The organism is Bradyrhizobium sp. UNPA324 (genome assembly GCF_006658635.1).
GTDB lineage: Bacteria > Pseudomonadota > Alphaproteobacteria > Rhizobiales > Xanthobacteraceae > Bradyrhizobium > Bradyrhizobium nanningense.
The window spans coordinates 731,450-755,677 of sequence record NZ_LFJD01000004.1 but is presented as its reverse complement, the minus strand read 5'-3'; the positions used below and the strand labels follow the sequence as shown (position 1 = coordinate 755,677).

Here is a 24,228-nt window from a genome sequence, read left to right as displayed (position 1 = left end):
GAAAAGGCAGTGCATCATCTGCCCCAGCTTGATTCCGCCGCAAACGATCATAGCCCAAAGCGCCAAGCTGATCTGGATTGCATCCAGCATGCCCCACGTCCCCGCGAATCGATCTCCGCCCCATTTTTTTCTTTTGAGAATCGCGTGAAGCGGCCGCGGGAGCCAGTGCTATTTTGAGGAAGTTGTTGTGCGCCGCCGAACACCTCGTCGACAAGTGTTCAAAATACTGGTTGGTCGCGCCCAAATGAAAGAGGCGGGCCTTCGCCCGCCCCTCTCAGATCAGGACACGCCCCCGTGCCTCAACGACACGCCCGTGGATCGGCCGCCACGTACTGACCATCCGGGTAGCGGTAGTAGCAATTGCCCTCCGCCCAGTAATAGCCGGGCTGCGAAGCGGCGGCGGCGCCCGTGATAGCGCCGGTTGCGCCGCCGAGAACCGCGCCGGCGGCGGCCCCTGTCGCATTGCCTGAGATCAGTCCGCCCAGCACACCGCCGACGATGGCGCCGCCAAGCGCGCTCGCGCCGGGATCAGCCGGTGGCGGCGGCGGAGGTGGCGGCTCATAGGCGACCGGAGGCGGCGGCGGAGCATAGGCCACCGGCACGTCGTCATAGTACTCTTCCGAGATGTAGGCGGGCGGGCCAGCCATTCGCTGCGGATAATAATACCAGACGCCGCCAACGTCCCACCACCAGCCCGAGCGGCCGTTGTGAACCTCGTGGCGCCAGCGCCCGCCATCCCAAGCGCGGTTGCCGCGATAGGCATGTCCGTCCCAATCGCGCGTCGGTGCGGGGCCCCTGGCGTAATTACGCACGGACGGCGGGCCGCCCGCGTTATGCGGACCGGGACCGGAATGAGGCCGACTATCCGGCTGCGGCGCGGGCCGGGCCGCCTGCTGCGGTGGCGGCGGGCTCTTGCGCATGTTCGGGTTGTTCGCAGCCGGCGCGCCGGCGGCAGGGCCGGCCGGAGCCTGGCCGACCTCCCTCGACGGCCTGGCGTCCTGGGCCTGCGCCGAAAGCGCAAGCAAAGACATGGCCGAAACCAAGGGAAAAATGATCTTGATGCGGCTGGACGCACTCATGCGTGCTTGCCCCCTGCTCTTTCGATTGCTCTCGCAATTGCCGTGGTGCCTGGCGCGATAGACGATTCGGACCGCGCCGGGCTTGATGCCGGCTGACATAGCTGACCTGCTTTGGTCGGCGAAGTCTCGTTACAAATGATTAAGATCAGGGCAATTTTTCGGCCCCAACGGGCTGCGAAGAGCCACGCTGGAGGCTTCTAGCGGGCCGGCTCGATCACGTTGCAGTTGCTTCGCCCGGACATCAGGCAATCCTGCATCTTGCTGGCTGCGGTGAGGTCCCGGGCGAGCCACCAACCGATGCCGAGGATCACCATCGCAATGATCAGGCCGGCGATCGCCCCGCGGCGGTTGTCGCCAGATGGAGGTCTGGATTTCGGCTTCTCGCCCCGTTCGGGCTTGGACATGGCGACCTGATCGTGCGGGCACGCCAGCTTATCACCTCTGCGACGTGCCGTCACATGCCGATCAGCCGCCTCGGGTCAAGTTCAGCCTCGGGTCGCCCGAATCGCATCCTTGCGGGAGGTTTCGACCGCCGGGGTCGCCTGCTCGATCCGCGGTGCGCAGGTCGTGAGCACGAACGCGATCTGGGTGCATTCCCAGCCGGTACCCAGAACGGCGCTCTCGATGGGCTGCGGACGCGCGAGCAGCAGCATGGCACCGGCCACGGCGACCAGGACGAGGGCAATCGAGAGCGTCTTCAGGGTTAATCTTGAGATCGGCATGCCCGTGCTCCGTATCGGGGCGGACGCTAGGCGCCGCCCTCGTGATCCCTTATGAGGGACATCACAATTCGGCAGTTTTTCCGGGCTACGAGAGATCGTCGGGGATGGCGATTTTCGTTGACCTGATCGGCTGCGATTATGGGTGGCTTCGCGACGCGCAGCGATGTACACGCTTCTGTGTCGCGCGGCGCCTGCTATGCCCAGCCGACGTACCAACAGGCAGTGATGTAGGATCGAAAGCGAGGAAGACAAGGCTCGTCGATGAGTGGATTCAGGGAACCCGGCTTCACAGACCGGCAAAAGGCGGCGCAGGAAGCCCGCAAGAATCTTTTGAACAAATTCAAATCCCAACCGGGGCCCGATGATCCCGCGGTGGCGGCGAAGCGTGCCGAGCGTGAAGCATTGGCGGCCAAGCGCGCCGAGGCGAAGGCTGCGCGCGAGGCCGAAAAGGCCGAGCAGAAGCGTCTGGAGGAAGAGGCCAAGGCCGCCGAAGCTGCGCGGGTCGCGCGCGAGGCCCAGGAAGCTGCCGAGAGAGCCGCTGCGCTCGAAGCCGAGCAGAAGGCCAAGCGCGACGCGCGTTACGCAGCCCGCAAGGCCAAGCGCAAGTAATTTGACGCGTGACCTTCGCAGGTCACGTTCAATTCAAATTGAAGCAAGACATGATTTGGGGCGGTCCAGCTGACCGCCCCAGACATTCGAGCGCGCGTTTGCTGTTTGCCAAACGCCTCGATCGCGAAGGGGCGAAGATCAGTTCTTCTTCATCATCCCGTCGTCTTTCTTCATCCCGTCCTTCGTCATGTGATCCTTCTTCATGCCGTCGTCCTTGGACATGGTGTCCTTCTTCATCATGCCGTCCTTGGACATCGTGTCCTTTTTCATCATGCCGTCATCCTTGCCCATCTTGTCCTGGGCAAAAGCGGCCGGCGACAGCGCGAGGCCAAGCGAGAGAGCGGCAGCCGAGACGCCGAGCACGATGCGGGTGCGAATGGTCATGGATCATCTTCCCTTCGAGGTGGTGTTTGTCAGCGACGGACGCCGCTATTCAGTCTCGACGGATGAACGATCTGCGTTGTTACGCCGCCGCCGATAAATTTTGGCGTGCCGCCTGCGATCCGCCGTTCGAAGGAGCCCGGAGCCTGCCGCGGCGACCGGATGTGTGCAGCGCAGCACAGCCGACACTTGCCGCGGCATTCGGTCTCGAACTATCAGATGAGAGAATATCGGGTGAAAGACCGGCTAGGATGGGCCTACGCACCGGTCACACATGACCCGCCCAATCACGCCAAACAAGAATCGTTCAAAGAAACGTTCAAAGGGATCACACCATGCTCACGCGCCGCCATCTGATAGCGACAGCCGTCGCCGCACCCGCCATCCTCCGCCTTGGCACCGGCACCGCGCAGGCCGCGACCACGCTGAAGATCTCGCACCAGTTCCCAGGGGGCACCATCGACAAGGGTGACTTCCGGGACCGGCTCTGCCGCATGTTCGCTGCCGAAGTTGCCAAGCGCAGCAATGGCGACATGGCTGCCGAGATCTATCCGAACTCCTCGCTGATCAAGACCAACGCGCAGTTCTCGGCGATGCGCAAGGGCGCGCTCGACATCTCGCTCTATCCGATGCCCTACGCCGGAGGCGAGCTGCCGGAGACCAATATCGGCCTGATGCCCGGCCTCGTGACCACCTACGACCAGGGCTTGCGCTGGAAGAAGGAGCCGGTCGGCAAGGCGCTGACCGACTTCCTCGCCGACAAGGGCATCATCCTGCTCACCTGGGTGTGGCAGGCTGGCGGCGTCGCCAGCCGCTCCAAGCCGATCGTCGCACCGGAAGACGCCAAGGGCATGAAGGTGCGCGGCGGCTCGCGCGAGATGGACATGGTGCTCCAGACCGCCGGCGCTTCGGTGCTTTCGGTGCCCTCGAACGAAATCTACGCGGCGATGCAGACCGGCGCCTGCGATGCCGGCATCACCTCCTCGACCAGCCTGATCTCGTTCCGGCTGGAAGAGGTCGCCAAATCCCTGACCTCGGGCGCCGGCGCCTCCTACTGGTTCATGCTCGAGCCGCTGATGATGTCGAAGGCCATCTTCGACAAGCTGCCGAAGAACCACCAGGACATCCTGCTCACGGTGGGCACCGAGCTCGAAGCCTTCGGCCGCAAGGGTGCGCAGGATGACGACGTCGAGGTCACCAAGGTCTACGAGAAGGCCGGCGCCAAGGTCTCGGCGCTCGATGCAGCGACCGTCGGCAAGTGGCGCGACATCGCCCGCGACACCGCGTGGAAGGATTACAGCGCCAAGACTGCGACCGCGGCTAACCTGCTCAAGCTCGCCGTCGACGTCGCGGCATGAGCCACGGTCCGCTTCCGGATCGGGACGACACGGCCAACGCTGTCGCAAGGACAGGCCTTGCGGCAACGGTCGATCGCGGTCTTGCCATCCTCAACACCGTCATCGTGGTGTTCGCAGCGGTGGCGCTGGTCGCTGCTTGCGTGATCCTGAGCTACAGCGTGCTCAGCCGTGCGCTGTTCAAGGCCGCCAATTACTGGCAGGACGAAGCCGCGGTGTTCCTGCTGGTCGGCGCGACCTTCATGACGGCTGCGTACGTGCAGCAGAACCGCGGCCATATCGGCATTGAGGCCTTCGTCGGCTTATTGTCGCCGCTGGCGAACAAGATCCGGCTCTGGCTGGTCGACGCCGCCACGTTCCTGTTCTGCGCCTTCTTCACCTGGAAGTCCTGGACGCTGGCCCATGAAGCCTATGTCGACGGCCAGGTCTCGAACTCGATGTGGTCGCCGCCGCTCGCCATTCCATATTCGCTGATGGCGCTCGGGATGAGCCTGCTCTGCATCCAGATCCTCGTGCAGCTTGCGCTGCCCTTCACCGGAGCCAAGCGTTCATGAGCGTATTCGGTATCGGCCTCGCCTACGGGGTTGCGACGCTGCTCGTGATGTTTTCGGGGATGCCGATTGCGTTCGCGCTCGGCGCGGTCGCAGTCGTGTTCATGGGCATCTACATGCCCTCAGCCTCTCTCGATACGGTGACGCAGAACGTCTATGAGGAGATGGCCTCGATCACGCTCTTGTCGATCCCGCTCTTCATCCTGAAGGGCGCCGCGATCGGCAAGTCGCGCGCCGGCCAGGACCTCTATTCGGCCCTGCATGCCTGGCTGCACCGCGTGCCCGGCGGCCTCGGCGTTGCCAACGTGTTCGCCTGCGCATTGTTCGCGGCGATGGCGGGCTCCTCGCCCGCCACCTGCTCGGCGATCGGCTCGGCCGGCATCCCCGAGATGCGCAAGCGCGGCTATTCCGGCGGCTTTGCGGCCGGCATCATCGCTGCCGGCGGCACGCTCGGCATCCTGCTGCCGCCCTCGATCACCATGATCCTGTTCGCGGTCGCAGCCGAAAAGTCGCTCGGGCGGCTGTTTCTCGCCGGCATCGGCCCCGGCCTGCTACTGGTCTCGCTGTTCGGCACCTACGCCGTGATCCGCTTCCGCCGGGAATATGCGGCCGCCGAAGCGATCTACAAGAAAGGCGGTCCGGAGGCTCCGATCCTCGCCCGCGACGAATACACGCTGGCCGAACGTTTCAGTGTCCTGCCACGCGTGATCCCCTTCGTGCTGCTGCTCACCGGCGTCATGATCGCGCTCTATGGCGGCTACGCCACGCCGTCGGAAACCGCAGGCCTCGGCGGCCTGCTTGCGCTGGCGCTGATTGCGGCGATCTACAGCGTGTGGCGGCCGAGCGATCTCGCACCCATCATGAGATCAACCATCCGGGAATCGACCATGCTGATGATGATCATCGGCATGTCGCTGCTCTATTCCTACGTGATGAGCTATCTGCACATCTCGCAGTCGGTCGCCGAATCCATCGTCGCGATGCACCTGCCGCGCTGGGAGCTGCTGTTCGCGATCCTGGTCATGGTCGTCGTGCTCGGCTTCTTCCTGCCGCCGGTCTCGATCATCCTGATGACGGCGCCGATCATCCTGCCGCCGCTGCGTGCCGCGAACTTCGACATCATCTGGTTCGGCGTGGTCATGACCATCGTGATGGAGATGGGGCTGATCCACCCGCCGGTCGGGCTCAACATCTTCGTCATCCGCAACGTCGCGCCGGACATTCCGCTTCGCGAGGTGATCTGGGGCACCCTGCCCTTCGTGCTGCTGATGATGTTCGCAGTGCTGCTGCTGTGCCTCGTACCGGAGATCTCAACCGGCCTGCCGGATCTGGTGATGGGGCCGGACGGGAGCAGGTGACGGCGTCACGGGTGCCGTAGGGTGGGTTGGACCTGCGGTCGCGCAAAGCGCGGTCCGGAGGGCGCAACCCACCTCTTCTGCTTCCGAGAGACAAACAGCGGTGGGTTACGAAGCTGAAGTCGCCGCTCGCTTCCTCTTCGCGTTCAGCGCCGACGCCACGCGGCTCACCGGTGCCTTGCCCAGCATGCCGCCCATCGCGTTGGTGGCCGCGAGCAGTTTCTCCATGTCGACGCCGGTCCTGATGCCCATGCCTTCGAGCATGTAGACGACGTCCTCGGTCGCGACGTTTCCGGTCGCGCCCGGTGCATAGGGACAGCCGCCGAGCCCGCCGGCCGCGGCATCGATGACGTGCACGCCTTCCTCCAACCCGGCATAGAGATTGGCAAGCGCCTGGCCGTAAGTATCGTGGAAATGCATCGCGAGCTTGGCGGGGGGAATGTTGGCGGCGACCGCGCGCAGCATTGCCTTGGCCTTGGTTGGCGTGCCGACCCCGATGGTGTCGCCGAGCGAGATCTCGTAGCAGCCGAGATCCCATAACGTGCTCGCGAGATCGGCCACGGCCTTCGGCTTGATCTCGCCCTCGAACGGACAGCCGAGCACGCAGGAGATATAGCCGCGCACCGGTATGCCGTCCGCCTTGGCGCGCGCCAGCACCGGCTTGAAGCGCTCGATGGACTCCGCGACCGTGCAGTTGATGTTGGCGCGCGAAAAACCCTCGGAGGCCGCCGCGAACACGGACACGACTTTCGCGCCGGCGGCACGCGCGGCGTCGTAGCCTTTCTCGTTCGGCACCAGTACGTGGAATTCGGCGTCCTTCACATGCGCAACGCCGCGCAGCACGGCGTCCGAGCTTGCCATCTGCGGGATCGCCTTGGGCGAGACGAAGGCGCCGACCTCGACCGTATCGAGGCCAGCCGCGACCAGCGCCTCGATAAAGGCGATGCGGGCCTCGACGCTGACAGGAACCTTCTCATTCTGGAGCCCGTCGCGCGGCCCCATCTCGATGATGCGAACCTGATCGCTCATGTCACTCTCCGGACGGCTCGACCACCGCGAGCTCGACGCCTTCCTGCACGATGTCGCCAACCCTGCACTTGATGGACTTCAGCACGCCGGCATAGGGCGCCCGCAGCGTCTGCTCCATCTTCATGACTTCGAGCGTGAGGATCGGCGCGCCCTTCTCGAGCGTGGCGCCCTCCTCGGCCAGCACCGCGACGACCGTTCCCGGCAAGGGTGCCGCGATCTTGTCCTCACCGGTCTGCTCCTCGCTCTCGCCACCGAACGGATCGACCCAATGCAGGTCGAAGCGACCGTTGCGGGTGCGCAAATACAGCTCGTGACCGTCGATCACGGCCGCGACCGACGATTTGACGCCGTCGAGCGTCAGATCGAAGCCGCCGTCACGTGGCGCAATCGCGAACGCCAGCTCGCGATCGCCGATCAGCAATGTCGACGGCCCGCTGCCATAGTTCAGGATGATCTTCTGTTCCGGTCCGTGACCAACGCGGAAGGCAAAGCTGCGCTGACGACGGCCGACCGGCTGCCAGCCGAACGTCTGCCACGGCGAATTCGCCTGGGCCCGTGCAGCCTGCTGCTCGTCGTTGATGACAGCGGCCACCGCGGCGCACAGCTCGAGCTCGCCCGGCGCCGGGGCGGCCTGTGTCAGAACAGTCAGCTCGCGCTCGATGAAGCCGGTGTCGATCGCATTGGTCCGTACCTTCGGATGCGTCATCAGTGCCGAGAGGAACGGAATGTTCGTAACGATGCCGCGAACGTCGGTCTCCTCCAACCCGCGGTTCAGTCGTTCGATCGCGACATCCCGTGTCGGCGCCCATGCGATCATTTTGGCGAGCATGGCGTCATAATACGGCGAGACGCTATCGCCCTCGCGATAGCCGGCATCGATACGCAAGCCGCCGGCCTCCCCCGGCAGGCGCCAGGTCGAGATCCTGCCGACCGACGGCATGAAGTTCTTGGTCGGGTTTTCCGCGTAGACGCGCGCCTCGACCGCGTGGCCGTTGAGCCGGATCTCGTTCTGCTTCAAGGGCAGCGCCTCGCCGAAAGCGACGCGCAGCTGCCATTCGACGAGGTCGATGCCGGTGATCAGCTCGGTCACGGGATGCTCGACCTGGAGGCGGGTGTTCATCTCGATGAAGAACACGTCCTTGCCGTCGGAGACGAACTCGATCGTGCCGGCGCCGACATAGTTCACCGCACCCGCCGCTTTCCGCGCGGCGGCACAGACCGTCTCACGCTGAGCGGGATTGAGCGTCGGCGATGGCGCCTCCTCGATCACCTTCTGATGCCGGCGCTGCAAGGTGCATTCGCGCTCGAACAGCGATAACAGATTGCCGTGGCTGTCGCCGATCACCTGCACTTCGATATGCCGGGGATTGTCGACATACTTTTCGATCAGCATGCGATCGTCACCGAACGCGGCCTTGGCCTCGCGCTTGGCGCTGACGATCGCAGGCGCAAGCTCGCCAGCCGAACGCACGATGCGCATACCGCGACCGCCGCCGCCGGCGGACGCCTTCACCAGAATGGGGAAGCCGATCTTGTCCGCGGCCTTTGCAAGCGTCGCCTCGTCCTGGGCCTCGCCGTGATAGCCCGGCACCAGCGGCACGCCGGCCTTTTCCATCAGCTCCTTGGAGCCCGATTTCGAGCCCATCGCATTCATCATCCCCGCGGTCGGGCCGACGAAGACAAGGTCCGCATCGAAGCAAGCCCGCGCGAATTCGGCATTTTCCGACAGGAAGCCGTAGCCGGGGTGCACGGCCTCGGCGCCGGTCTTGCGCGCCGCCTCGATCAGCCGCTCGACGTTGAGATAGCTGTCGCGGGCACGTGCGGGCCCGAGCAGCACGGCTTCATCGGCGAGCGCGACATGCATCGCGTCGCGGTCCGCTTCGGAATAGACCGCGACGGTGCGCAGGCCCATGGCGCGCGCGGTGCGGATGACGCGGCAGGCGATCTCGCCGCGATTGGCGATCAGGAGCGTGCGAAATCGCCGGTAAAGCTTTGTACGGTCCATCGCATCACATCCTGAACAGGCCGAATTTCGTCGGCTCGATCGGCGCATTCGACGAAGCCGAAAGTCCCAGGCCGAGCACGAGCCGGGTGTCGGCGGGGTCGATCACGCCGTCGTCCCAAAGGCGCGCCGTCGCGTAATAGGGGTGCCCCTGGCTCTCATATTGCGCGCGGATGGGCTCGCGGAATTTATCTTCCTCTTCCCTGGACCAGCTGTCGCCCTTGGCCTCGATATTGTCGCGGCGGACCTGGCTCAGCACCATCGAGGCCTGCTCGCCGCCCATCACCGAGATGCGCGCATTCGGCCACATCCACAGGAAGCGCGGTGAGTAGGCGCGGCCGCACATGCCGTAATTGCCGGCGCCGTAGGAGCCGCCGATCACGACGGTGAATTTCGGCACCGAGGCGGTCGCAACCGCCGTCACCAGCTTGGCGCCGTCGCGCGCGATGCCGCCGGCCTCGTATTTCTTGCCGACCATGAAGCCGGTGATGTTCTGCAAAAACACCAGCGGAATGCCGCGCTGGCAGCACAGCTCGATGAAATGCGCCCCCTTCAGCGAGCTTTCACTGAAGAGGATGCCGTTGTTGGCGATGATGCCGATCGGATAGCCCCAGATATGGGCGAAGCCGCAGACCAGCGTCGTGCCGTAGAGCTTCTTGAATTCGTCGAACTCCGAGCCGTCCACGACGCGTGCGATGATGTCGCGCACGTCGAACGGCTTGCGGCCGTCGACCGGCACTACGCCGTAAATCTCCTCCGCCGCGAACAGCGGATCGCGCGGCTTGTGCATGTTGAGGTTCGGACGCACCGACGGTTTCAGCGTGCCGACGATGCGGCGGGCGATGCCGATCGCATGGGCATCGTTCTGGGCGTAGTGATCGGTCACGCCCGACTGGCGCGAATGCACGTCGGCGCCGCCGAGCTCTTCCGCGCTGACCACTTCACCGGTCGCGGCCTTCACCAGTGGCGGACCGCCGAGGAAGATGGTGCCTTGATTACGCACGATGATGCTCTCGTCGGACATCGCCGGCACATAGGCGCCGCCGGCGGTGCAGGAGCCCATCACGATCGCGATCTGCGGGATGCCCTGCGAGGACATCTGCGCCTGGTTGTAGAAGATGCGGCCGAAATGCCGCTCGTCCGGAAAGATCTCGTCCTGCAGCGGCAGGAAGGCGCCGCCGGAATCGACCATGTAGACGCAGGGAAGATTGTTCTGCCGCGCGATGTCCTGCGCGCGCAGATGCTTCTTCACGGTCATGGGATAATATGTGCCGCCCTTGATGGTGGCGTCGTTGGCGACGATGACGCATTCGCGGCCCGAGATGCGCCCGACCCCCGTCACGACGCTCGCCGAATGCACGTCGCCGCCATAGAGCCCGTAGGCCGCCAGCGGCGACAGCTCCAGGAACGAGGTGCCGGGATCGACCAGCAAATCGACGCGCTGGCGCGCCAGCATCTTGCCGCGCGCGGTGTGGCGGTTGCGCGAGACCTCGCCGCCGCCGCCGGCAACCTGGCTCAGCTTCTCGCGCAAGTCGGCGACGAGGGCGCGCATGGCCTCGGCATTGCGCGCGAAATCTGACGAAGACGGATCGATGCTGGAATGGAGCGGCATGGTGATTCCGATTGTGTAGAGGTCTTAAGCCGTCTCGGCCATCAGCTCACGGCCGATCAGCATGCGGCGGACTTCGGACGTTCCCGCGCCGATCTCGTAGAGTTTTGCGTCGCGCCACAGACGCCCGACGGGGAATTCACTGGTGTAGCCGACCCCGCCCAGCGCCTGGATCGCCTCGCCGGCCATCCAGGTCGCCTTCTCGGCTGAATAGAGGATCGCGGCCGCGGCATCCTTGCGTAAGCTGCGCGCGTGATCGGCGCGGTCGCAGGCGCGTCCCACCGCATAGACATAGGCGCGCGTGGCCTGCCAGGTCGCATACATGTCGGCGAGCTTGCCCTGCATCAACTGGAAATCGCCGATCGGCTGCCCGAACTGCTTGCGCTCGTGCATGTAGGGCACGACCGCGTCCATGCACGCCGCCATGATGCCGAGCGGGCCGCCCGACAGCACCGCGCGCTCATAGTCGAGGCCGGACATCAGCACCTTGACGCCCTCGCCCACCTTGCCCATCACGTTCTCCTCCGGCACCTCGCAATCGTCGAAGAACAGCGGATAGGTGTTGGAGCCGCGCATGCCGAGCTTGTCGAGATGCTGGCCGTGGGTGAAGCCTTTAAATCCCTTCTCGACGAGGAAGGCCGTCATGCCGCGCGGGCCAGCCTCCGGATCGGTCTTGGCGTAGACCACCAGCACGTCGGCGTCGCCGCCATTGGTGATCCACATCTTCGAGCCGTTGAGCACATAGCGGTCGCCGCGCTTCTCGGCGCGCAGCTTCATCGAGACCACGTCGGAGCCGGCGCCGGGCTCGGACATCGCGAGCGCGCCGATATATTCGCCGGAGATCAGCTTCGGCAGATAGCGCTGGCGCTGCGCGTCGTTGCCGTTGCGGCGGATCTGGTTGACGCAGAGGTTGGAATGGGCGCCGTAGGACAGGCCCACGGCAGCCGAGCCGCGCGAAATCTCTTCCATCGCGACGATGTGGGCGAGATAGCCCATGCTGGAGCCACCATATTGCTCCGGCGCGGTCATGCCGAGCAGACCGAGGTCGCCAAAGCGCTTCCACAGGTCGGCCGGGAACAAATTGGCCTTCTCGATCTCTGCGGCGCGCGGGGCGATCTCCGCCTCCACGAAGGCGCGCAGCGTGTCGCGCAGCAGGCTGATGTCTTCGCCCAGATCGAAATCGATGCTCGGGATGTTCAAGGCGATTCCTCCGTATTTTGGGGACCAAACCTAGCGGGGTCAGAGCCCTTCTGCAGTCGAAAAGGTTGCATTTTCCGCCAAACTTGGCGAGGATTTTCCGGAAGGAATTCTGATGCCTTTTCAAGCCGCAACCGCGATCCCGCGCCGCGCCGTCACGCCCGCCGCCTTTGTCCGTGGCGTAGTTGCTGCCTATGCGCGCTACGGACTGGACCCGGCTGAAGCGTTGCAGCGGGCTCAGGTACCGCCAGACCTTGTCAATTCTCCGGACGGGCGGATCACGGCCGCCCAGTTCGAGGCCCTGGCGGGCCATGCCATGCGCGAGCTCGACGACGAGGCGCTCGGCTGGTTCTCGCGCCGCCTGCCCTTCGGCACCTACGGCATGCTGTGCCGCGCCTCGATCACGGCGCCGACGCTGGAGGTCGCACTCAAGCGCTGGTGCCGGCATCACCGCCTGATCACCGAGGACGTTCTGCTCGATCTCGAGATCGGCGAGGAGACCGCGATGGTCTCGATCAGGGAGCTGCGCGACCTCGGGTCACTACGCGAATTCTGCCTGGTCACGCTGCTGCGCTACGTGCTCGGCTTTTCCTGCTGGGCGGTCGACTCCAAGATCGCGCTGCGCGCGGCGGAATTCCCGCACGCCGAGCCGGGCCATGTCTCGGTCTATCCGACCATCTTTTGCCGAAACATCCGTTTCGATGCCGACCGCGCCCGCATCGTCTTCGACAAGCATTATCTCTCGCTGCCGTTGACGCGCAGCGCTGTCGATCTCGACAACATGCTCAAGGGCGCGCTCAGGCTGACCGTGCTGCCCTATCGGCGCGACCGTTTGCTGGTCGAGCGTGTCCGCCGCGTGCTCCGCAATGCGCGCGGACGCAGTCTCGGGGCCGAGGACGTCGCACGCGAGCTCGCGCTCTCCACCCGCACCATGCATCGCCGCCTGCGCGAGGAAGCAACCTCGCTGCGCGATCTCAAGGAAGAGGCAAAGTTTGAACTCGCCAAGCAGGAGCTGATGCGCGGCCGCACGCCGATCAAGCGGATCGCCGAGATCGCGGGCTTCCGCAACGAGAAGAGTTTTTCCCGCGCCTTCCGCACCTGGACCGGCGCAAGCCCACGCGAGTTTCGCGGCCGGTATCGCTAAGAGATCATAGCGTCCTGCCCCTCAGACGTTTACGGCCTCCGGGATCATCCCGAAGGCCGTAAAGGTCGAAACCACCAGTCTCAACGCCCGATCAGTTCGAGTTGGTCTGGGCGCCGGACCGAAGCTTGGGATGCTTCGTCTGCTTCGGTTGGAAGGCGAGCGCGTCGTTGGTCTTCGCGCCGCCGCTCTGCGCACACACTCCACCGATACCGCCGGCAGCGGCGCGGCAGGTCTCCATCGTCGGATAGCCGCAGCCGTGAGCGGCCTGGGCGCCGTTCGTGATGCAATAATCTTCCGCTTTCGCAGTCGGCGCCGTCAGCACAAGAAACGCAGACGCAAACAGCGTCGCGGCGGAAACTGCGAACGTTTTCGAAACCGAGGTCATGTTGTCTTTTCCTGCTTAAGGAGTCCCACATAGAGCTCCCGACGAGCGATGCGCGCTGAGGCTCATCCCCCGCATGTAGGCCAACGAATGGAACCATCAATCACGGTTCAGCGCATTGCAGGGTTGTGATAATCACATTTCTAAGTTAGGTGATTTAATCAGCAATATAGTGCCGACCCGACGTGCCTTCGCAGCTCGGCCGCGACCGCCGTTTCCAACCTCTTCGCAATTGATCCAAATGCAGGCCGCCGGCGGCGTGACCTGCTAACCCACGGAGGCTTCCGCGACGTCCTGTAGCGGCAGCGGCACGTCCTTGGCAACGCCCAGCACCGGGAAGCTGCGGACGTTCTTCACGTCGGGCATGGCCGCAAAATGCAGCAGCTGCCGGCGCATGCTCTCCACGCTCGGCGCCACGCATTTCAGGAGATAATCGGTGTCGCCCGAAATCCGCCAGCATTGCTGGATGCGCGGGATCGCGGCGATCGAGCTCTCGAACGCCTCCAGCACGGGCTGCGCCTGGCTGCCGAGCTGGATCGAGACGAACGAGACCACCTCATAGCCGAGCCGCCGCTCGTCGATGACGGCCCGCACCGCTCGGATCACGCCGCGGCTGAACAGCGATTTCAGCCGCCGCAAGCAGTTCGGCGCGGACACGCCGACGCGCAGCGCCAGCTCGTTGTTGCGCACCCGTCCGTCCTGCTGCAGCTCGGATAGTATTTTCAGATCGACGCCGTCGAGCTGCTCACGCCCCACCATACCCTGCCCTCGTCATGAGCCTGTCACGGCCGCCAGCGAAGCACGCGGGGGAATTGGTGCCAACCTCCTTGGGCTGCTCTGGGCTCGAAAAGCGTGGCGGAAATCGCGCCTGCGGCACATCCTTCGAGACGCCCGCCTTCGGCAGGCCCTCAGGATGAGGTCGCGTTTCGCGGCGGGATATCAAACCCTCATGGTGAGGAGCCCGCCAAAGCGGGCGTCTCGAACGACGTTACTTCAGATGAGAATGGCCCCTCAATGCGTCCACGGCTCGCCGCGCCGGAACGAGAAATTGTCGGCGTAAGCGACCGGGCGGCGGATCGAATCCTGGGGCCCGATGACCTGGTAGGCGATGCCCTTGCGCTCGCAATAGGCGATGGCCTCTTCCTTGCTGTGGAAGCGCAGCGTGATCTGCTGTTTCATGTCACCCGAAGAGGTCCAACCCATCAGCGGCTCGACCGAGCGCGGCTGCTCCGGCTCGTAGTCGAGCTGCCATTCCTTGGTCTTGGACCGGCCGGATTGCATCGCGTTCTTGGCGGGCTTGAAAATGCGTGCGGTCATGGGTGATCCGGGCCTCGTTTTCGTCTTTCGTTCGATTTCGATGCGTCAGGGTGGCAGTTGGTGCAAACCTCAGGGATAGTATAGAGACACCGGTTGGGAACTGTTTGGTGATTCCGGCCCCCGTGGTCTCTGCGACGGTATAGTCATTATGCTGCACCGTGACAATTGCGTACCCGCCTTCCGTGCCGGGATCCCGCCCGGCGGCACTGCCTCCCCGACCTCAGCGCCCCCTTCGAGAGCTCCCCTCGCATGGCCTTCCTGAACATCAACGCCACGCTCCCCGACAAAGGCCGCGACCTCAGGCTCGACCTGTTTCGCGGCGTCGCGAACTGGGCGATCTTCCTCGACCACATCCCCGACAACGTGGTGAACTGGATCACGACGCGCAATTACGGCTTTTCCGACGCCGCTGACCTGTTCGTCTTCATCTCCGGCTACACGGCCTCCTTCGTCTATGCGCGCATGATGCTGGAGCGCGGCTTCCTCGTCGGCGCCACGCGGCTGACCAAGCGGGTCTGGCAGCTCTACGTCGCCCACATCATCCTGTTCGTGATCTACATCGCCTCGATCAGCTATCTGGCGCTACGCTTCGGCGATTCCGAGATGATCAACGAGTTCAACGTCGCCGGCCTCGTCGACAACGCCACCGAGACGCTGCGCCAGGGCCTGTTCCTGCGCTTCAAGCCGCTCAATCTCGACGTGCTGCCGCTCTACATCGTGCTGATGGGCCTGTTTCCGCCGGTGCTGTGGTTCATGCTGCGCAAGCCCGATTTGACGATGGTGCTTTCCATCATCCTGTGGCTGACCGCGCGCCACTTCGGCTGGAATCTGAACGCCTATCCGGCCGGCCAATGGTACTTCAACCCCTATTGCTGGCAGGTGCTGTTCGTGTTCGGCGCCTGGTGTGCGATGGGCGGCGCGCGGCGCTCGATGACGCTGATCAACGCGCCGATCACGCTCTATCTCTGTCTCGGCTATCTCTTGTTCGCGCTGATCATGACCATGGCGGGCCGCTTCCCCGCGTTGGGCGGCATGTTCCCGGAATGGCTGTTCTCGGCCTTCAACCCGAACGACAAGACCAACCTCGCGCCCTACCGCTTCATCCATTTCGTCGTCATCGTGATCCTGGTGATCCGCTTCGTGCCGAAGGAATGGCCGGGGCTCGAATGGAAGGTGTTCGATCCCCTGATCGTCTGCGGCCAGCAGTCGCTCGCGGTATTCTGCGTCGGCGTGTTCCTGTCCTTCGTCGGCCATTTCGAGCTGTCGATGAGCTCGGGCTCGCTGCTCGCGCAGATTTTCGTCAGCATCGCCGGCATCGCGATCATGACGACGGTGGCCTATTACATCTCGTGGTCGAAGAAGCAGGACAAGCCGCTGAAGCCGCCGCCGCCCAAGCCGGCGACAACCGTGGCGAAGGGGGCCTGAGCCGGGAACGCCTTGCCATTTGGGGCGCGCCGTTCGCGCACGCACTGCCGCGCTGGCGGCTTAGGCCGCGATCGATTGAAGATCGATTGACCTGGGTCAACGGGAGCGGCGCCGGCCGGCATAATGTCGTGCCGACACGCGCCGCCGCAGCGATGTCGGCGGCCCCCTCTCGGACAAGGCTAAGAGCACATGCCCTCTCATTTTCACGCCGTGGTATGGATCGACCATTCGCAGGCCAGGATCTTCCATCTCGGCCTGAGCGGCTCCGACGAAATCACGTTGCATCCGCAACTGGCGACACGTCACCTTCATCACAAGGCCAACGCGATCGGCAGCGGCCACGCCGCCCCTGACAAGACGTTCTATGCTGAAGTGAGCAAAGCCCTCGCCGATGCCGGTGAGATCCTCATCATCGGCCCGGCGAGCGCGAAGACGGAGCTTGCCGGCTACATTCGCGCGAACGCACCCGATATCGCCAAGCGGATTGCCGCGGTAGAAGCGGCAGATCATCCCTCGGACGCCGAAATCGTCGCCTTTGCAAAACGTCACTTCAAACTGCCGCTGCCGCGCGTGCAGGCACGGGGATAGGCTGCAGGCGAGCGGCAATCGGACCGAACGCCTCAGCCCTAACCCCGGGCGCGATGAGGGGTCATTCCAGGCTCATCGCGCTTCAGGCCGCTTCCTCGCCGTCGAACTCGGTGAACTTCTTGTAGATCCATTCGCGGCCGTCATGGCGGCGCCAGACCTTGCCGTACACGAGCTGCCCGTTGATCGAGCGGCGGGGCACAATCACGGTCCAGAGGTGCCAGACCTCGCTCCAGCTCGACTGCGGACCGGCGGTTCGGAGATTGCGGTCGAAAGACATGGCATAGAACTCGTTGGCGCAGAACTCAACTGATGCGCGCGCCGCGACGAGCCCGTGATCTCCGTAGCACGGGTGGAAGACAGCTCATCGCGAGCCGGGTTCGATCTGATAGCATCCAGCAAAATGCGCGCAACAACCGCTCGCCTTTAACCTAACCGATCAACCTTACTTCTTGGGATGAAGCTGCGCGATCGGTTGAATGCCGGAACCGGCTCTTCTAGAATGCACGCGATTTGAGAACGGGCGCGGGCCTTACGCGCCAAGTGAATTTTTGAGCTGACGTCGAGCCTTGAAACGGGTTCGAAGTTTGAAGATCATTGACGGGCTGGGGCGACCACGATGAATTTACAATATGCATATTTGCGCGTCGTGCTGCGCTCGGTGCGGTCTGCGCAGGTCGCGAAGACTGCTGCCCCGGAGCCGCCGAAGGCCGCCAACGACAACCAGATGATCTGGCCCTTCGTGCCGTTTCCCGCCGGCTGGTACGCCTCGGGCTGACCGGCCAGAGTTGACAAGAATGCCATCTGAAAAGCGCAACGCCGCGCAAGCCGAATATCATCGCTTGGCGGCGTCCGTTTAGACATTGGGCGCTGAAATCCCCAACACGCATATGTCTATGGCGACAGCAGGAAGGTTCGACGACGCTTTGGTCATTCTGACCGGCGTCCCTCAGACTCCGGCGCTTGACGCCGCCTGGCCATTGGCTTGAAGCCCGCCTTGCGCGGTGTAGGTCTGTCCCGCCTGATTGCCCTGGCTGCCTTGCGCGCTTGCCGAGGTCTGCACCTCGGTGCTGCCGTCGGAATAGGTAATCGTCGTCGTGGTGACGCCGTCGAGGGTGATCGAGACCTCGCTGACGATGGTCTTGGCCGAGCCGCCGCCGCCCGATCCCGCGCTGGCGCCCGCCGCTTGCGAGGACGATGACTCCGACGTCGCTGACGTCGAGGATGCCGCCGACGTCGGGGATGCCGTAGAAGCCTGCGTTGTGGCAGTCGACGGGGACGCCGTCACCGTCGCACTGGCCGATGCTATCGCACTGATCGACATGAAGACCTCGCCTGAAGGGAATATCGGACGCCGGTTGCGCGCCCTCTCCTTCAACGCGGCGAGCGGGCAAAGCAGGCGCTCGATCTGCGTCCCTCGGTCGCCCTCGCCTGACGCAGGGCTGCTCGGCGGGCACATTTTGCAGGGATGGATCCGGCGCCCGGACCATCCTTGGTCGCAGCGGAACGCTGGCGGAGGTCAAAATCGCGAGGAAAATGAAGGGATTCGACCTCGGGACTGGTCGGGGCAGCTGGATTCGAACCAACGACCTGCAGTACCCAAAACTGCCGCGCTACCAGGCTGCGCTATACCCCGAATGTCCGGCGAGCCCCGTCGATACACGCTTCCAGGCGCGCCAGCAAGGCTGGCGAGGCTCTTCGCCGGCCCGCCTATTTGCTGCCGAACAGCGGGTGACCGACGCGGTCGCCAGGGCGGATGCCGTATTTCTGCGCCGTTCCCGCCACCACCTCCAGCACGGCCCGGGCGGGCCCCCGGGACGAGATGATCTTGGTCGACAACGGCTCGGTATTCTCGGCGATGCGCAGGATGCGCCCGTTGGCGCCGATGAAGATCATGTCGAGCGAGACATAGGTGTTCTTCATCCACATCGACACTTCCTGCTCGGGACTGAAGTCGAACAGCATGCCTTTGCCGTCCGCCAGCTCCTTGCGGTACATCAGGCCGGTCTGCTTCTCCTCCTCAGTCGTCGCCATCTCGACGGAGAACACCTGCACGCCGTTCCTGGTGACAATCTCCAGCGGCTGGAAGGTGGCGGCGCCGGCGGGCGCGCTGGCGACCGAACAGCCGGCGACGACGAGGATGGCGGCAAGCCAGCCCTTCAGAGCGGACCAGACAGCCTTTCGATCAAAATTCATGGGAGACACTCGAGGCGTGGGACTGGAGCCAGTGCTTACGCGGCGGTCGCCGGAAAAGCCAGAGGCGCGCCGGCCGGCCAGCGCGCCTCTGCTCACGATTGCGGGACTTGAAAGCTGGCAGCGCTTCGAAGCTAACAGCAGATGGCAGTTCGCGGGACTCTGAAGCCAGCGCTCGAGTCTGATCGCGCTCTAGTGCGACTGCAATCCCGGCGATCCGGTCTCGGGATGAATCTCGGCCGCCATCATGCCCTTGGAGCCGGGCCCGAAGCGGACCAGGACATACTGGCCGGGCCTGAGCTCGGTCATGCCGAAGCGGCGCAGCGTCTCCATGTGCACGAAGATATCGGGCGTACCCTCGCCGCAGGTCAGGAAACCGAAGCCGCGCAGCCGATTGAACCATTTGACCTGGGCCCGTTCCAGCCCGCTGGTCGGGGTGACCGTGACATGGGTACGCGGCGGCAGCATCTGCGCCGGATGGATCGCGGTCGACTCGTCCATCGAGACAACGCGGAACGCCTGGTAACCCTTGGCGCGCTGAATGCACTCGACGACGATGCGGGCGCCCTCATAGGCGGTCTGGAAGCCGTCGCGCCTAAGCACGGTAACGTGCAGGAGCACATCCGGCCAGCCATTGTCGGGGACGATGAAGCCGTAGCCTTTGGAGGCATCGAACCATTTGATGACGCCGTGGACTTCGACGAGGTTGGCGCTGGCTTCACCCAACCCGCTGAAGGGATTGAGACCGCTCTCGCGACCGGCACCGCCGTGTTCACCCGGCGTGATCCGCCCCGGCGATGCTCCCTGCCCGGGAACCCCGAGCTTCTTGGACTCAAATCCGTCCGACGACCCCATAACCCCGGACCCCACACTGTCATGCGACCCGCCTCAGCAGCGGCGTCGAATCACGCGTCTTTCGAGAACCTTCTCAACTGGACGCGACGCGAATCTTTCGACTCAAAAGATAACACTCCCGGTTGCGAGGCATAGACAAAAAAGAGATTCGCCGGAACCTATGAACAGCTTGCACAGCCGCGAATCAAATTGATGCCTCAATTGCGGACAAAGGGCCCGAGCGTTTCGCCGATGTCGTGATGGATGACGAGGTCGGCGATGTCGTCTTGCTCGGTCGGCTCGCGATTGATGATCACCAAACGTGCACCGGCATTCTTCGCCATCATCGGAAAGCCCGCCGCCGGCCAGACCACGAGCGAGGAACCGATCGCGATGAAGAGGTCGCAGGCTTGCGACAGCGCGGTCGCGCGCTGCATTTCATCATCCGGCATCATCTGCCCGAAGGAGATCGTGGCGGTCTTCACCGGCTCGTCGCAGGCGGTGCAGTTGGGCGCGGCGCCCTCCTCGTCGAAGCGACGCTTCACCCAGTCGAGCTGATAGGCCTGCCCGCACCCAATGCAGCGCGCATAAGTTGTATTTCCGTGAAGTTCAATCACGTGCTCGGCGGCGAAGCCGGAGGCCTGGTGCAGGTTGTCGATGTTCTGGGTAATGACGGCGGGAACTTTGCCGGCGCGGTAGAGCGAGGCCAGCGCGCGATGGCCGCGGCCGGGCTTCGCCGCCGCAAACACCTCCTCCATCGCAAAACGGCGACGCCAGGATTCGTCCCGCGCCTGTCGGCTTGCGACGAATTCGTCGAATGGGATCGGACGGTTGCGCGTCCAAATTCCGCCTGGCGAGCGGAAGTCGGGAATACCGCATTCGGTCGAGATGCCGGCGCCGGTGAACGGCACGATGACCCTTGCCTCGGCGATCATGTCGCCGAGGTGTTCAACGCCGCTCTGAAGATCCGATGCAATCAATCACGGCCTCCCGATTCGTTTTGCCCTGGCAGCAACATGTCCAAGCGGCAAGATTGTTGACGCTCTTATCAAGCGCTAACACGATGCGCTCGGCAATTTCTTCCGGCCTTCGCATATCACAATCCTGCAATGCCTCCTCCCCATTGACGCCCCATTCGGGAGCATCAATGGATGTGTGAATGCGACTCAAGATGATGCGGCGGCAGTGCTTGAGTTCAGTAATAAACCCGAGGGGATGGCCATGACCGAAGACGAAGAACGCAAAGCCCGTGAGCGCGATGAGATCGCCGCCCGTGTCGCCGCCTTCCGTGCCACGCAGGAAAAATTCAAGCGCGAGCGTGAACAGTATTTCGTGTCGACGCTGGAGAATGCCCGCAAGGTCGAACGGCCCTCGTTGTGGCCGTAAGACGCGTCTGATCAATGCGCATGAAAAAAGCCCGGAGCATCGCTCCGGGCTTTTCGCTTATTGGTCGCTACCAATGGCGCCAGTAGTGATGGTGCCGGTAGTACGGTCCGCCACCGTAATAGGCGTAGGGGCCAGGCTCGTAATAATAGTCTGGGCCGTCATAATAGCCGTAGCGGGGGCCGTAATAGCCGTACGGATGGGACGCTGCGACCGCGCCCGCGGTGATCGCGCCGGCGGCGAGGCCGAATGCGAGGCCCGGGCCGATGCCGCGCCCGCGTGCCTCGGCAGGCGCAGGAGCCGCAACCGCGGTCAGGCCGACGGCTGCGACGGTGGCCAGAACTGCCAGTGTCTTCTTCATGCTCTCCTCCTTCGCGGTCTTGTCGAGATAACGACGTGCGCCTGCGATAGTTGCGCGCACCGCGGGGAACCGGCTGCTGCAAAAAAAGCCGACGGCACCGGAACGAAATCGCCGGGCGCGCATTGCCTCTTCAAGTGCGGGAGCCTCCGCCATCCGGGTTGAGGCAACAGCACGAAGACCCCGTCGGCATCTCCGCGATGCTGGCGGGGTTTTTCAGTTTCACGGGAACAAATGGCAGCACACGACAATGGCTGCCAGCGGGGCGGATGATCGAGGAGGAAGATTTGCCGTTATCCGCTTTGCTGGCCCGTATTCGTAGATTGGTTCCCAGATCCGACGATCGGCATTACGACGAGATCGTGCGTAACTTCGGTGTCGGCACACTGCACCCGCCGCCGACGCCTATGAGCGACCACGAATTGGCGCGGGCCATCGCCGAGTTCCTGAAAGAGCAGCCGTCGAGCGAATCCGTTGCAACCCTCGGCCGCCGCCTCGACCCCTCCTCTCCGGTGTGAGCTTGCTCTGAGTTTTCCCGGCGGGAGCATGGAACCAGGATTGCGCGCGGACGTTGAGTCCTTCCTCACGCAGAGCGGAAGAGGCCGACATGCCCGCGTGGCTCGAAGTCTTGCTCAACCTATCTGGCTATGCCGGCTTCGTGGCGCTCGCCTCGCGCGGCACCGCGTGTCCGCGGGCGCCGGCCGACAATCGCAGCTACAGCGACAAGCGCTAATTGGCGTGGGCCACTCTGGTTGGCGTGCACACTCTAATTGGCATGCGCCGCCTGGCCCGCCGTGCGCACCAGCCGGTCCGCCTTGACCGCAACGCGCGTGTCCTCGAGCTGCGGCCGCAGCGAAAAGCTGACCACCACGAAAGCGAGACAGAACAGCGTGCCGACGATGGCGACGCGCCGGTAGGTGTGCCGATCGCCTTGGTAAAAGGAAGGCTGTGAAAAAGGTGTCATGACAAAAGTGCTTCTTGGCAAAGTCGTTTCTTGCTTGTCTTGGCCAGACACCTACCTCAAGCAGCGGCAAGCGCAACGCGATTGGGCTTTTAACCTAACCGAATAGGGTTATCGGCTTCGGCGCAAATGATCGTTAGGAATTTGCGGGATGCGCCTCCGATCGCAGAGAGCCGCCTTCCATATTGCGAAGCCGGCGTTGCGACCGCGCGCGGGCTTGCCGACCGGCTTTGTTCCAGCTTCGACACCCTTTGTTCTCGAAGAACGAATCGGAATCGAAGAAATCGGGGCGAGCAGGTCTTAACAAAATGTGCGGATCGCGTGCACGACGATCCGATCAGGGTGCATCGGCGCACGGCGCATCAGAAAGATGCCGACGTCGGCGGCGGCACTTGCGGCGCCGAGCGCGGGTGCCGGTCATGGCAGAACAACTTTGCGATCTCGACGAGAAACCAGCCCGCATTCATGTCGCCCTCCCTCGCTTCACTCGTTGCGGAGGAGACGCGGATGGACTGCGCGAGGCTTCACATTGTCTCGTTCCGATACGCGTGGCCGCATCGCTGCGACAGGCGCAACTTGTTCTGCATCCGACTCCATTTCGTTCTCAAAGAACGAATCGGAGTCGGAAACATCAGCGCGAAGCGATTCCTAACGATCGATGAAAGCGCACGGCGCGACGTCTTCTGCGGCGGGACTCGTCGTCGGCACGATCTTCGACGGCAAGATCTTCGGCGGCAAGATCTTCGGCGGCAAGAATTTCGAGACAACCGCAAACACGATGACGATCTCGCGGCATGGCTCGCATCGGAAGCTGTTGGCGGAAATCGCCGTCATCGGCTTGGCACATCGCGGGCATGTCATGCAGGCCGAACGCTGACGGCACATGTTCGTTCCTGCACCGCCGTTCCCGCCTGTTCGCTTCTGCCCGCCGGCGCAGATCAAGCCGCTCGCTTCGCTTTGCCCTTCCCCGAGAAGCATTCCAGGATCTGAATGCGGAGTTCTTCTGCCGCCGGGCCCTCGAGCCTCCTGAGCTCGTTCCAGAGCCTGATCACTTCTCGCTGTTTTTCGACGGTCATGATTCACCTCCCAGTGGTCTACCTAAGGCGCCTCACTAGAACAAAAAGAGAACAAAAAGTCCAGCCCCTCGCGCGATTTTCCCCGGCATGTCGCGTTGAACCTTTTCGGCGCAGCGCGGACCCATGGAAGCTGGGGATTTCAGCGCCCAGTCATACGGCAGCGCCGCCTGACGAATATATTCCGTCACCGCGGCGCTGTTGCTTTCTGGATTGTCAACTTTAAGTTAGAGCTATGGCTGACGGCCAGGCGCTGAAATCCCACGTCGTCAGCCAGAAGAGCCCCGTGCGAAAGCGCGGGGTTTTCTTCTGAAGTCGTGACCGATGGCCGCGCAGCAGGCCGCAGCAACGGGAACGAATTTTCCGTCTTTCGCATTGACCGGCCTAACGAAGCGGTGCTGCCCGTCGCGCGAGACAGCGTAGCTGCTGAGAGTCCGCACCGCGCCCTTCGCTCTCGAGGCGCCGATGATCTGCGAGTTCTGTGAGACCGACATCCCGATCGGACTTGCGGTCTGTCCGGCTTGCGGGAAGCCGCAGAGCGCAACCGGACAGGCCCACCGGCGCTCTCTGTGGTTTGTCCTGATCCTCGTGGTGATGTTCGGCGTCGCGGTCGCCGAGCACCACCTTTTCTTCAGCCCTTGATCGCTGCGCCGTCTCGCGAAGGAGCGCCGCAACGATGTCGCC

Annotated in this window: 32 protein-coding genes and 1 tRNA gene; 13 read left to right on the top strand and 20 right to left on the bottom strand. The window is 63.8% G+C overall.

The window, feature by feature from the left end; genetic code table 11:
• Window positions 1-299: 299 nt before the first annotated feature.
• From UNPA324_RS03665 to UNPA324_RS03655, 3 genes are all read right to left on the bottom strand, one after another.
• A complete protein-coding gene (locus UNPA324_RS03665) occupies window positions 300-1,079 on the bottom strand; it encodes a hypothetical protein (protein ID WP_128921875.1) in 780 nt (259 codons plus the stop codon).
• A 197-nt stretch (window positions 1,080-1,276) separates the two neighbouring features.
• Entirely contained in the window at window positions 1,277-1,483 is a 207-nt protein-coding gene (locus tag UNPA324_RS03660) for a hypothetical protein (RefSeq protein WP_128921876.1), read from the bottom strand.
• Window positions 1,484-1,564: 81 nt separating this feature from the next.
• A complete protein-coding gene (locus UNPA324_RS03655; RefSeq protein ID WP_128921877.1) occupies window positions 1,565-1,801 on the bottom strand; it encodes a hypothetical protein in 237 nt (78 codons plus the stop codon).
• Window positions 1,802-2,062: 261 nt separating this feature from the next.
• Between UNPA324_RS03655 and UNPA324_RS03650 the strand changes: the two genes are divergently transcribed.
• A complete protein-coding gene (locus UNPA324_RS03650) occupies window positions 2,063-2,410 on the top strand; it encodes a DUF6481 family protein (RefSeq protein ID WP_128921878.1) in 348 nt (115 codons plus the stop codon).
• A 138-nt stretch (window positions 2,411-2,548) separates the two neighbouring features.
• On the opposite strand, the gene UNPA324_RS03645 is transcribed toward UNPA324_RS03650, so the two are convergent.
• Window positions 2,549-2,794 carry a pentapeptide MXKDX repeat protein gene (locus UNPA324_RS03645; protein WP_128921879.1) on the bottom strand — a complete coding sequence of 82 codons (246 nt, stop codon included), beginning with the start codon at window positions 2,792-2,794 and terminating at the stop codon, window positions 2,549-2,551.
• Between the two features lie 332 nt (window positions 2,795-3,126).
• Here UNPA324_RS03645 and UNPA324_RS03640 point away from each other — a divergent pair, with 332 nt between their 5' ends.
• The 3 genes from UNPA324_RS03640 to UNPA324_RS03630 are packed head-to-tail and all read left to right on the top strand — an operon-like array spanning window position 3,127 to window position 6,055.
• On the top strand, window positions 3,127-4,149 hold the full coding sequence (locus UNPA324_RS03640) for a TRAP transporter substrate-binding protein (protein WP_141933530.1): 1,023 nt from the start codon (window positions 3,127-3,129) through the stop codon (window positions 4,147-4,149).
• Entirely contained in the window at window positions 4,146-4,700 is a 555-nt protein-coding gene (locus UNPA324_RS03635; protein ID WP_128921881.1) for a TRAP transporter small permease, read from the top strand. The genes UNPA324_RS03640 and UNPA324_RS03635 overlap by 4 nt, the downstream gene beginning before the upstream one ends.
• On the top strand, window positions 4,697-6,055 hold the full coding sequence (locus UNPA324_RS03630; RefSeq protein ID WP_128921882.1) for a TRAP transporter large permease: 1,359 nt from the start codon (window positions 4,697-4,699) through the stop codon (window positions 6,053-6,055). Before UNPA324_RS03635 ends, UNPA324_RS03630 begins: the two co-directional genes overlap by 4 nt.
• A gap of 105 nt (window positions 6,056-6,160) precedes the next feature.
• Here the strand turns inward: UNPA324_RS03630 and UNPA324_RS03625 are convergent, their stop codons facing one another.
• The 4 genes from UNPA324_RS03625 to UNPA324_RS03610 are packed head-to-tail and all read right to left on the bottom strand — an operon-like array spanning window position 6,161 to window position 11,892.
• A complete protein-coding gene (locus tag UNPA324_RS03625; protein WP_141933528.1) occupies window positions 6,161-7,081 on the bottom strand; it encodes a hydroxymethylglutaryl-CoA lyase in 921 nt (306 codons plus the stop codon).
• A 1-nt stretch (window position 7,082) separates the two neighbouring features.
• The gene (locus UNPA324_RS03620) at window positions 7,083-9,086 is read right to left on the bottom strand and encodes an acetyl/propionyl/methylcrotonyl-CoA carboxylase subunit alpha (protein ID WP_181769276.1); all 2,004 of its coding nucleotides are present in this window, start codon (window positions 9,084-9,086) and stop codon (window positions 7,083-7,085) included.
• A 4-nt stretch (window positions 9,087-9,090) separates the two neighbouring features.
• Entirely contained in the window at window positions 9,091-10,695 is a 1,605-nt protein-coding gene (locus tag UNPA324_RS03615; RefSeq protein ID WP_128921885.1) for a carboxyl transferase domain-containing protein, read from the bottom strand.
• Between the two features lie 24 nt (window positions 10,696-10,719).
• On the bottom strand, window positions 10,720-11,892 hold the full coding sequence (locus UNPA324_RS03610; RefSeq protein ID WP_181769275.1) for an isovaleryl-CoA dehydrogenase: 1,173 nt from the start codon (window positions 11,890-11,892) through the stop codon (window positions 10,720-10,722).
• A gap of 112 nt (window positions 11,893-12,004) precedes the next feature.
• Here UNPA324_RS03610 and UNPA324_RS03605 point away from each other — a divergent pair, with 112 nt between their 5' ends.
• Window positions 12,005-13,033, top strand: coding sequence for an AraC family transcriptional regulator (locus UNPA324_RS03605; protein ID WP_128921886.1), 1,029 nt, complete (start codon window positions 12,005-12,007; stop codon window positions 13,031-13,033).
• A gap of 91 nt (window positions 13,034-13,124) precedes the next feature.
• On the opposite strand, the gene UNPA324_RS03600 is transcribed toward UNPA324_RS03605, so the two are convergent.
• The 3 genes from UNPA324_RS03600 to UNPA324_RS03590 form a co-directional block, all read right to left on the bottom strand.
• On the bottom strand, window positions 13,125-13,418 hold the full coding sequence (locus UNPA324_RS03600; protein ID WP_128921887.1) for a DUF3551 domain-containing protein: 294 nt from the start codon (window positions 13,416-13,418) through the stop codon (window positions 13,125-13,127).
• A gap of 264 nt (window positions 13,419-13,682) precedes the next feature.
• Window positions 13,683-14,174, bottom strand: a complete 492-nt coding sequence (locus UNPA324_RS03595) for an Lrp/AsnC family transcriptional regulator (protein ID WP_141933524.1) — start codon at window positions 14,172-14,174, stop codon at window positions 13,683-13,685.
• Window positions 14,175-14,426: 252 nt separating this feature from the next.
• Window positions 14,427-14,732, bottom strand: a complete 306-nt coding sequence (locus tag UNPA324_RS03590) for an ETC complex I subunit (protein ID WP_128921889.1) — start codon at window positions 14,730-14,732, stop codon at window positions 14,427-14,429.
• A gap of 249 nt (window positions 14,733-14,981) precedes the next feature.
• On the opposite strand from UNPA324_RS03590, the gene UNPA324_RS03585 reads away from it, so the two are divergent.
• Both UNPA324_RS03585 and UNPA324_RS03580 read left to right on the top strand, forming a co-directional pair.
• Entirely contained in the window at window positions 14,982-16,157 is a 1,176-nt protein-coding gene (locus UNPA324_RS03585; RefSeq protein WP_128921890.1) for an OpgC domain-containing protein, read from the top strand.
• A 189-nt stretch (window positions 16,158-16,346) separates the two neighbouring features.
• The gene (locus tag UNPA324_RS03580) at window positions 16,347-16,745 is read left to right on the top strand and encodes a translational machinery protein (protein WP_128921891.1); all 399 of its coding nucleotides are present in this window, start codon (window positions 16,347-16,349) and stop codon (window positions 16,743-16,745) included.
• Between the two features lie 82 nt (window positions 16,746-16,827).
• Here the strand turns inward: UNPA324_RS03580 and UNPA324_RS03575 are convergent, their stop codons facing one another.
• Complete coding sequence (locus UNPA324_RS03575) at window positions 16,828-17,022, bottom strand: hypothetical protein (RefSeq protein WP_128921892.1); 195 nt, start codon at window positions 17,020-17,022, stop codon at window positions 16,828-16,830.
• 339 nt (window positions 17,023-17,361) lie between these two features.
• Between UNPA324_RS03575 and UNPA324_RS34955 the strand changes: the two genes are divergently transcribed.
• Window positions 17,362-17,520 (top strand): hypothetical protein, encoded by a 159-nt coding sequence (locus UNPA324_RS34955; RefSeq protein WP_164936572.1) that lies wholly within the window; start codon window positions 17,362-17,364, stop codon window positions 17,518-17,520.
• Window positions 17,521-17,691: 171 nt separating this feature from the next.
• Here UNPA324_RS34955 and UNPA324_RS35570 read toward each other — a convergent pair whose 3' ends face one another.
• The 5 genes from UNPA324_RS35570 to UNPA324_RS03550 form a co-directional block, all read right to left on the bottom strand.
• Complete coding sequence (locus tag UNPA324_RS35570; protein ID WP_128921893.1) at window positions 17,692-18,066, bottom strand: hypothetical protein; 375 nt, start codon at window positions 18,064-18,066, stop codon at window positions 17,692-17,694.
• Between the two features lie 235 nt (window positions 18,067-18,301).
• A tRNA-Pro gene (locus UNPA324_RS03565) sits at window positions 18,302-18,378 on the bottom strand.
• Between the two features lie 74 nt (window positions 18,379-18,452).
• Window positions 18,453-18,938, bottom strand: coding sequence for a DUF192 domain-containing protein (locus UNPA324_RS03560; RefSeq protein ID WP_128921894.1), 486 nt, complete (start codon window positions 18,936-18,938; stop codon window positions 18,453-18,455).
• Between the two features lie 189 nt (window positions 18,939-19,127).
• On the bottom strand, window positions 19,128-19,790 hold the full coding sequence (locus UNPA324_RS03555; RefSeq protein ID WP_164936573.1) for a cold-shock protein: 663 nt from the start codon (window positions 19,788-19,790) through the stop codon (window positions 19,128-19,130).
• Window positions 19,791-19,987: 197 nt separating this feature from the next.
• Window positions 19,988-20,749: an SIR2 family NAD-dependent protein deacylase gene (locus UNPA324_RS03550; protein WP_164936574.1), complete on the bottom strand. Its 762-nt coding sequence runs from the start codon at window positions 20,747-20,749 to the stop codon at window positions 19,988-19,990.
• A gap of 175 nt (window positions 20,750-20,924) precedes the next feature.
• On the opposite strand from UNPA324_RS03550, the gene UNPA324_RS03545 reads away from it, so the two are divergent.
• Window positions 20,925-21,155 carry a hypothetical protein gene (locus UNPA324_RS03545; protein WP_141933522.1) on the top strand — a complete coding sequence of 77 codons (231 nt, stop codon included), beginning with the start codon at window positions 20,925-20,927 and terminating at the stop codon, window positions 21,153-21,155.
• Window positions 21,156-21,222: 67 nt separating this feature from the next.
• On the opposite strand, the gene UNPA324_RS03540 is transcribed toward UNPA324_RS03545, so the two are convergent.
• A complete protein-coding gene (locus UNPA324_RS03540) occupies window positions 21,223-21,513 on the bottom strand; it encodes a hypothetical protein (RefSeq protein ID WP_128921896.1) in 291 nt (96 codons plus the stop codon).
• A gap of 158 nt (window positions 21,514-21,671) precedes the next feature.
• Between UNPA324_RS03540 and UNPA324_RS35565 the strand changes: the two genes are divergently transcribed.
• Window positions 21,672-22,028, top strand: a complete 357-nt coding sequence (locus UNPA324_RS35565; protein WP_245471900.1) for a hypothetical protein — start codon at window positions 21,672-21,674, stop codon at window positions 22,026-22,028.
• A gap of 89 nt (window positions 22,029-22,117) precedes the next feature.
• On the top strand, window positions 22,118-22,243 hold the full coding sequence (locus tag UNPA324_RS35930; protein WP_128921897.1) for a hypothetical protein: 126 nt from the start codon (window positions 22,118-22,120) through the stop codon (window positions 22,241-22,243).
• Window positions 22,244-22,276: 33 nt separating this feature from the next.
• Here UNPA324_RS35930 and UNPA324_RS03525 read toward each other — a convergent pair whose 3' ends face one another.
• A complete protein-coding gene (locus UNPA324_RS03525; RefSeq protein ID WP_128921898.1) occupies window positions 22,277-22,474 on the bottom strand; it encodes a hypothetical protein in 198 nt (65 codons plus the stop codon).
• Window positions 22,475-23,129: 655 nt separating this feature from the next.
• On the opposite strand from UNPA324_RS03525, the gene UNPA324_RS03520 reads away from it, so the two are divergent.
• Window positions 23,130-23,348 (top strand): hypothetical protein, encoded by a 219-nt coding sequence (locus UNPA324_RS03520; protein WP_128921899.1) that lies wholly within the window; start codon window positions 23,130-23,132, stop codon window positions 23,346-23,348.
• Window positions 23,349-23,409: 61 nt separating this feature from the next.
• On the opposite strand, the gene UNPA324_RS34945 is transcribed toward UNPA324_RS03520, so the two are convergent.
• Window positions 23,410-23,547: a hypothetical protein gene (locus tag UNPA324_RS34945; RefSeq protein WP_164936576.1), complete on the bottom strand. Its 138-nt coding sequence runs from the start codon at window positions 23,545-23,547 to the stop codon at window positions 23,410-23,412.
• Window positions 23,548-24,009: 462 nt separating this feature from the next.
• Between UNPA324_RS34945 and UNPA324_RS34940 the strand changes: the two genes are divergently transcribed.
• Window positions 24,010-24,186: a hypothetical protein gene (locus UNPA324_RS34940; RefSeq protein WP_164936577.1), complete on the top strand. Its 177-nt coding sequence runs from the start codon at window positions 24,010-24,012 to the stop codon at window positions 24,184-24,186.
• Window positions 24,187-24,228 lie beyond the last annotated feature (42 nt).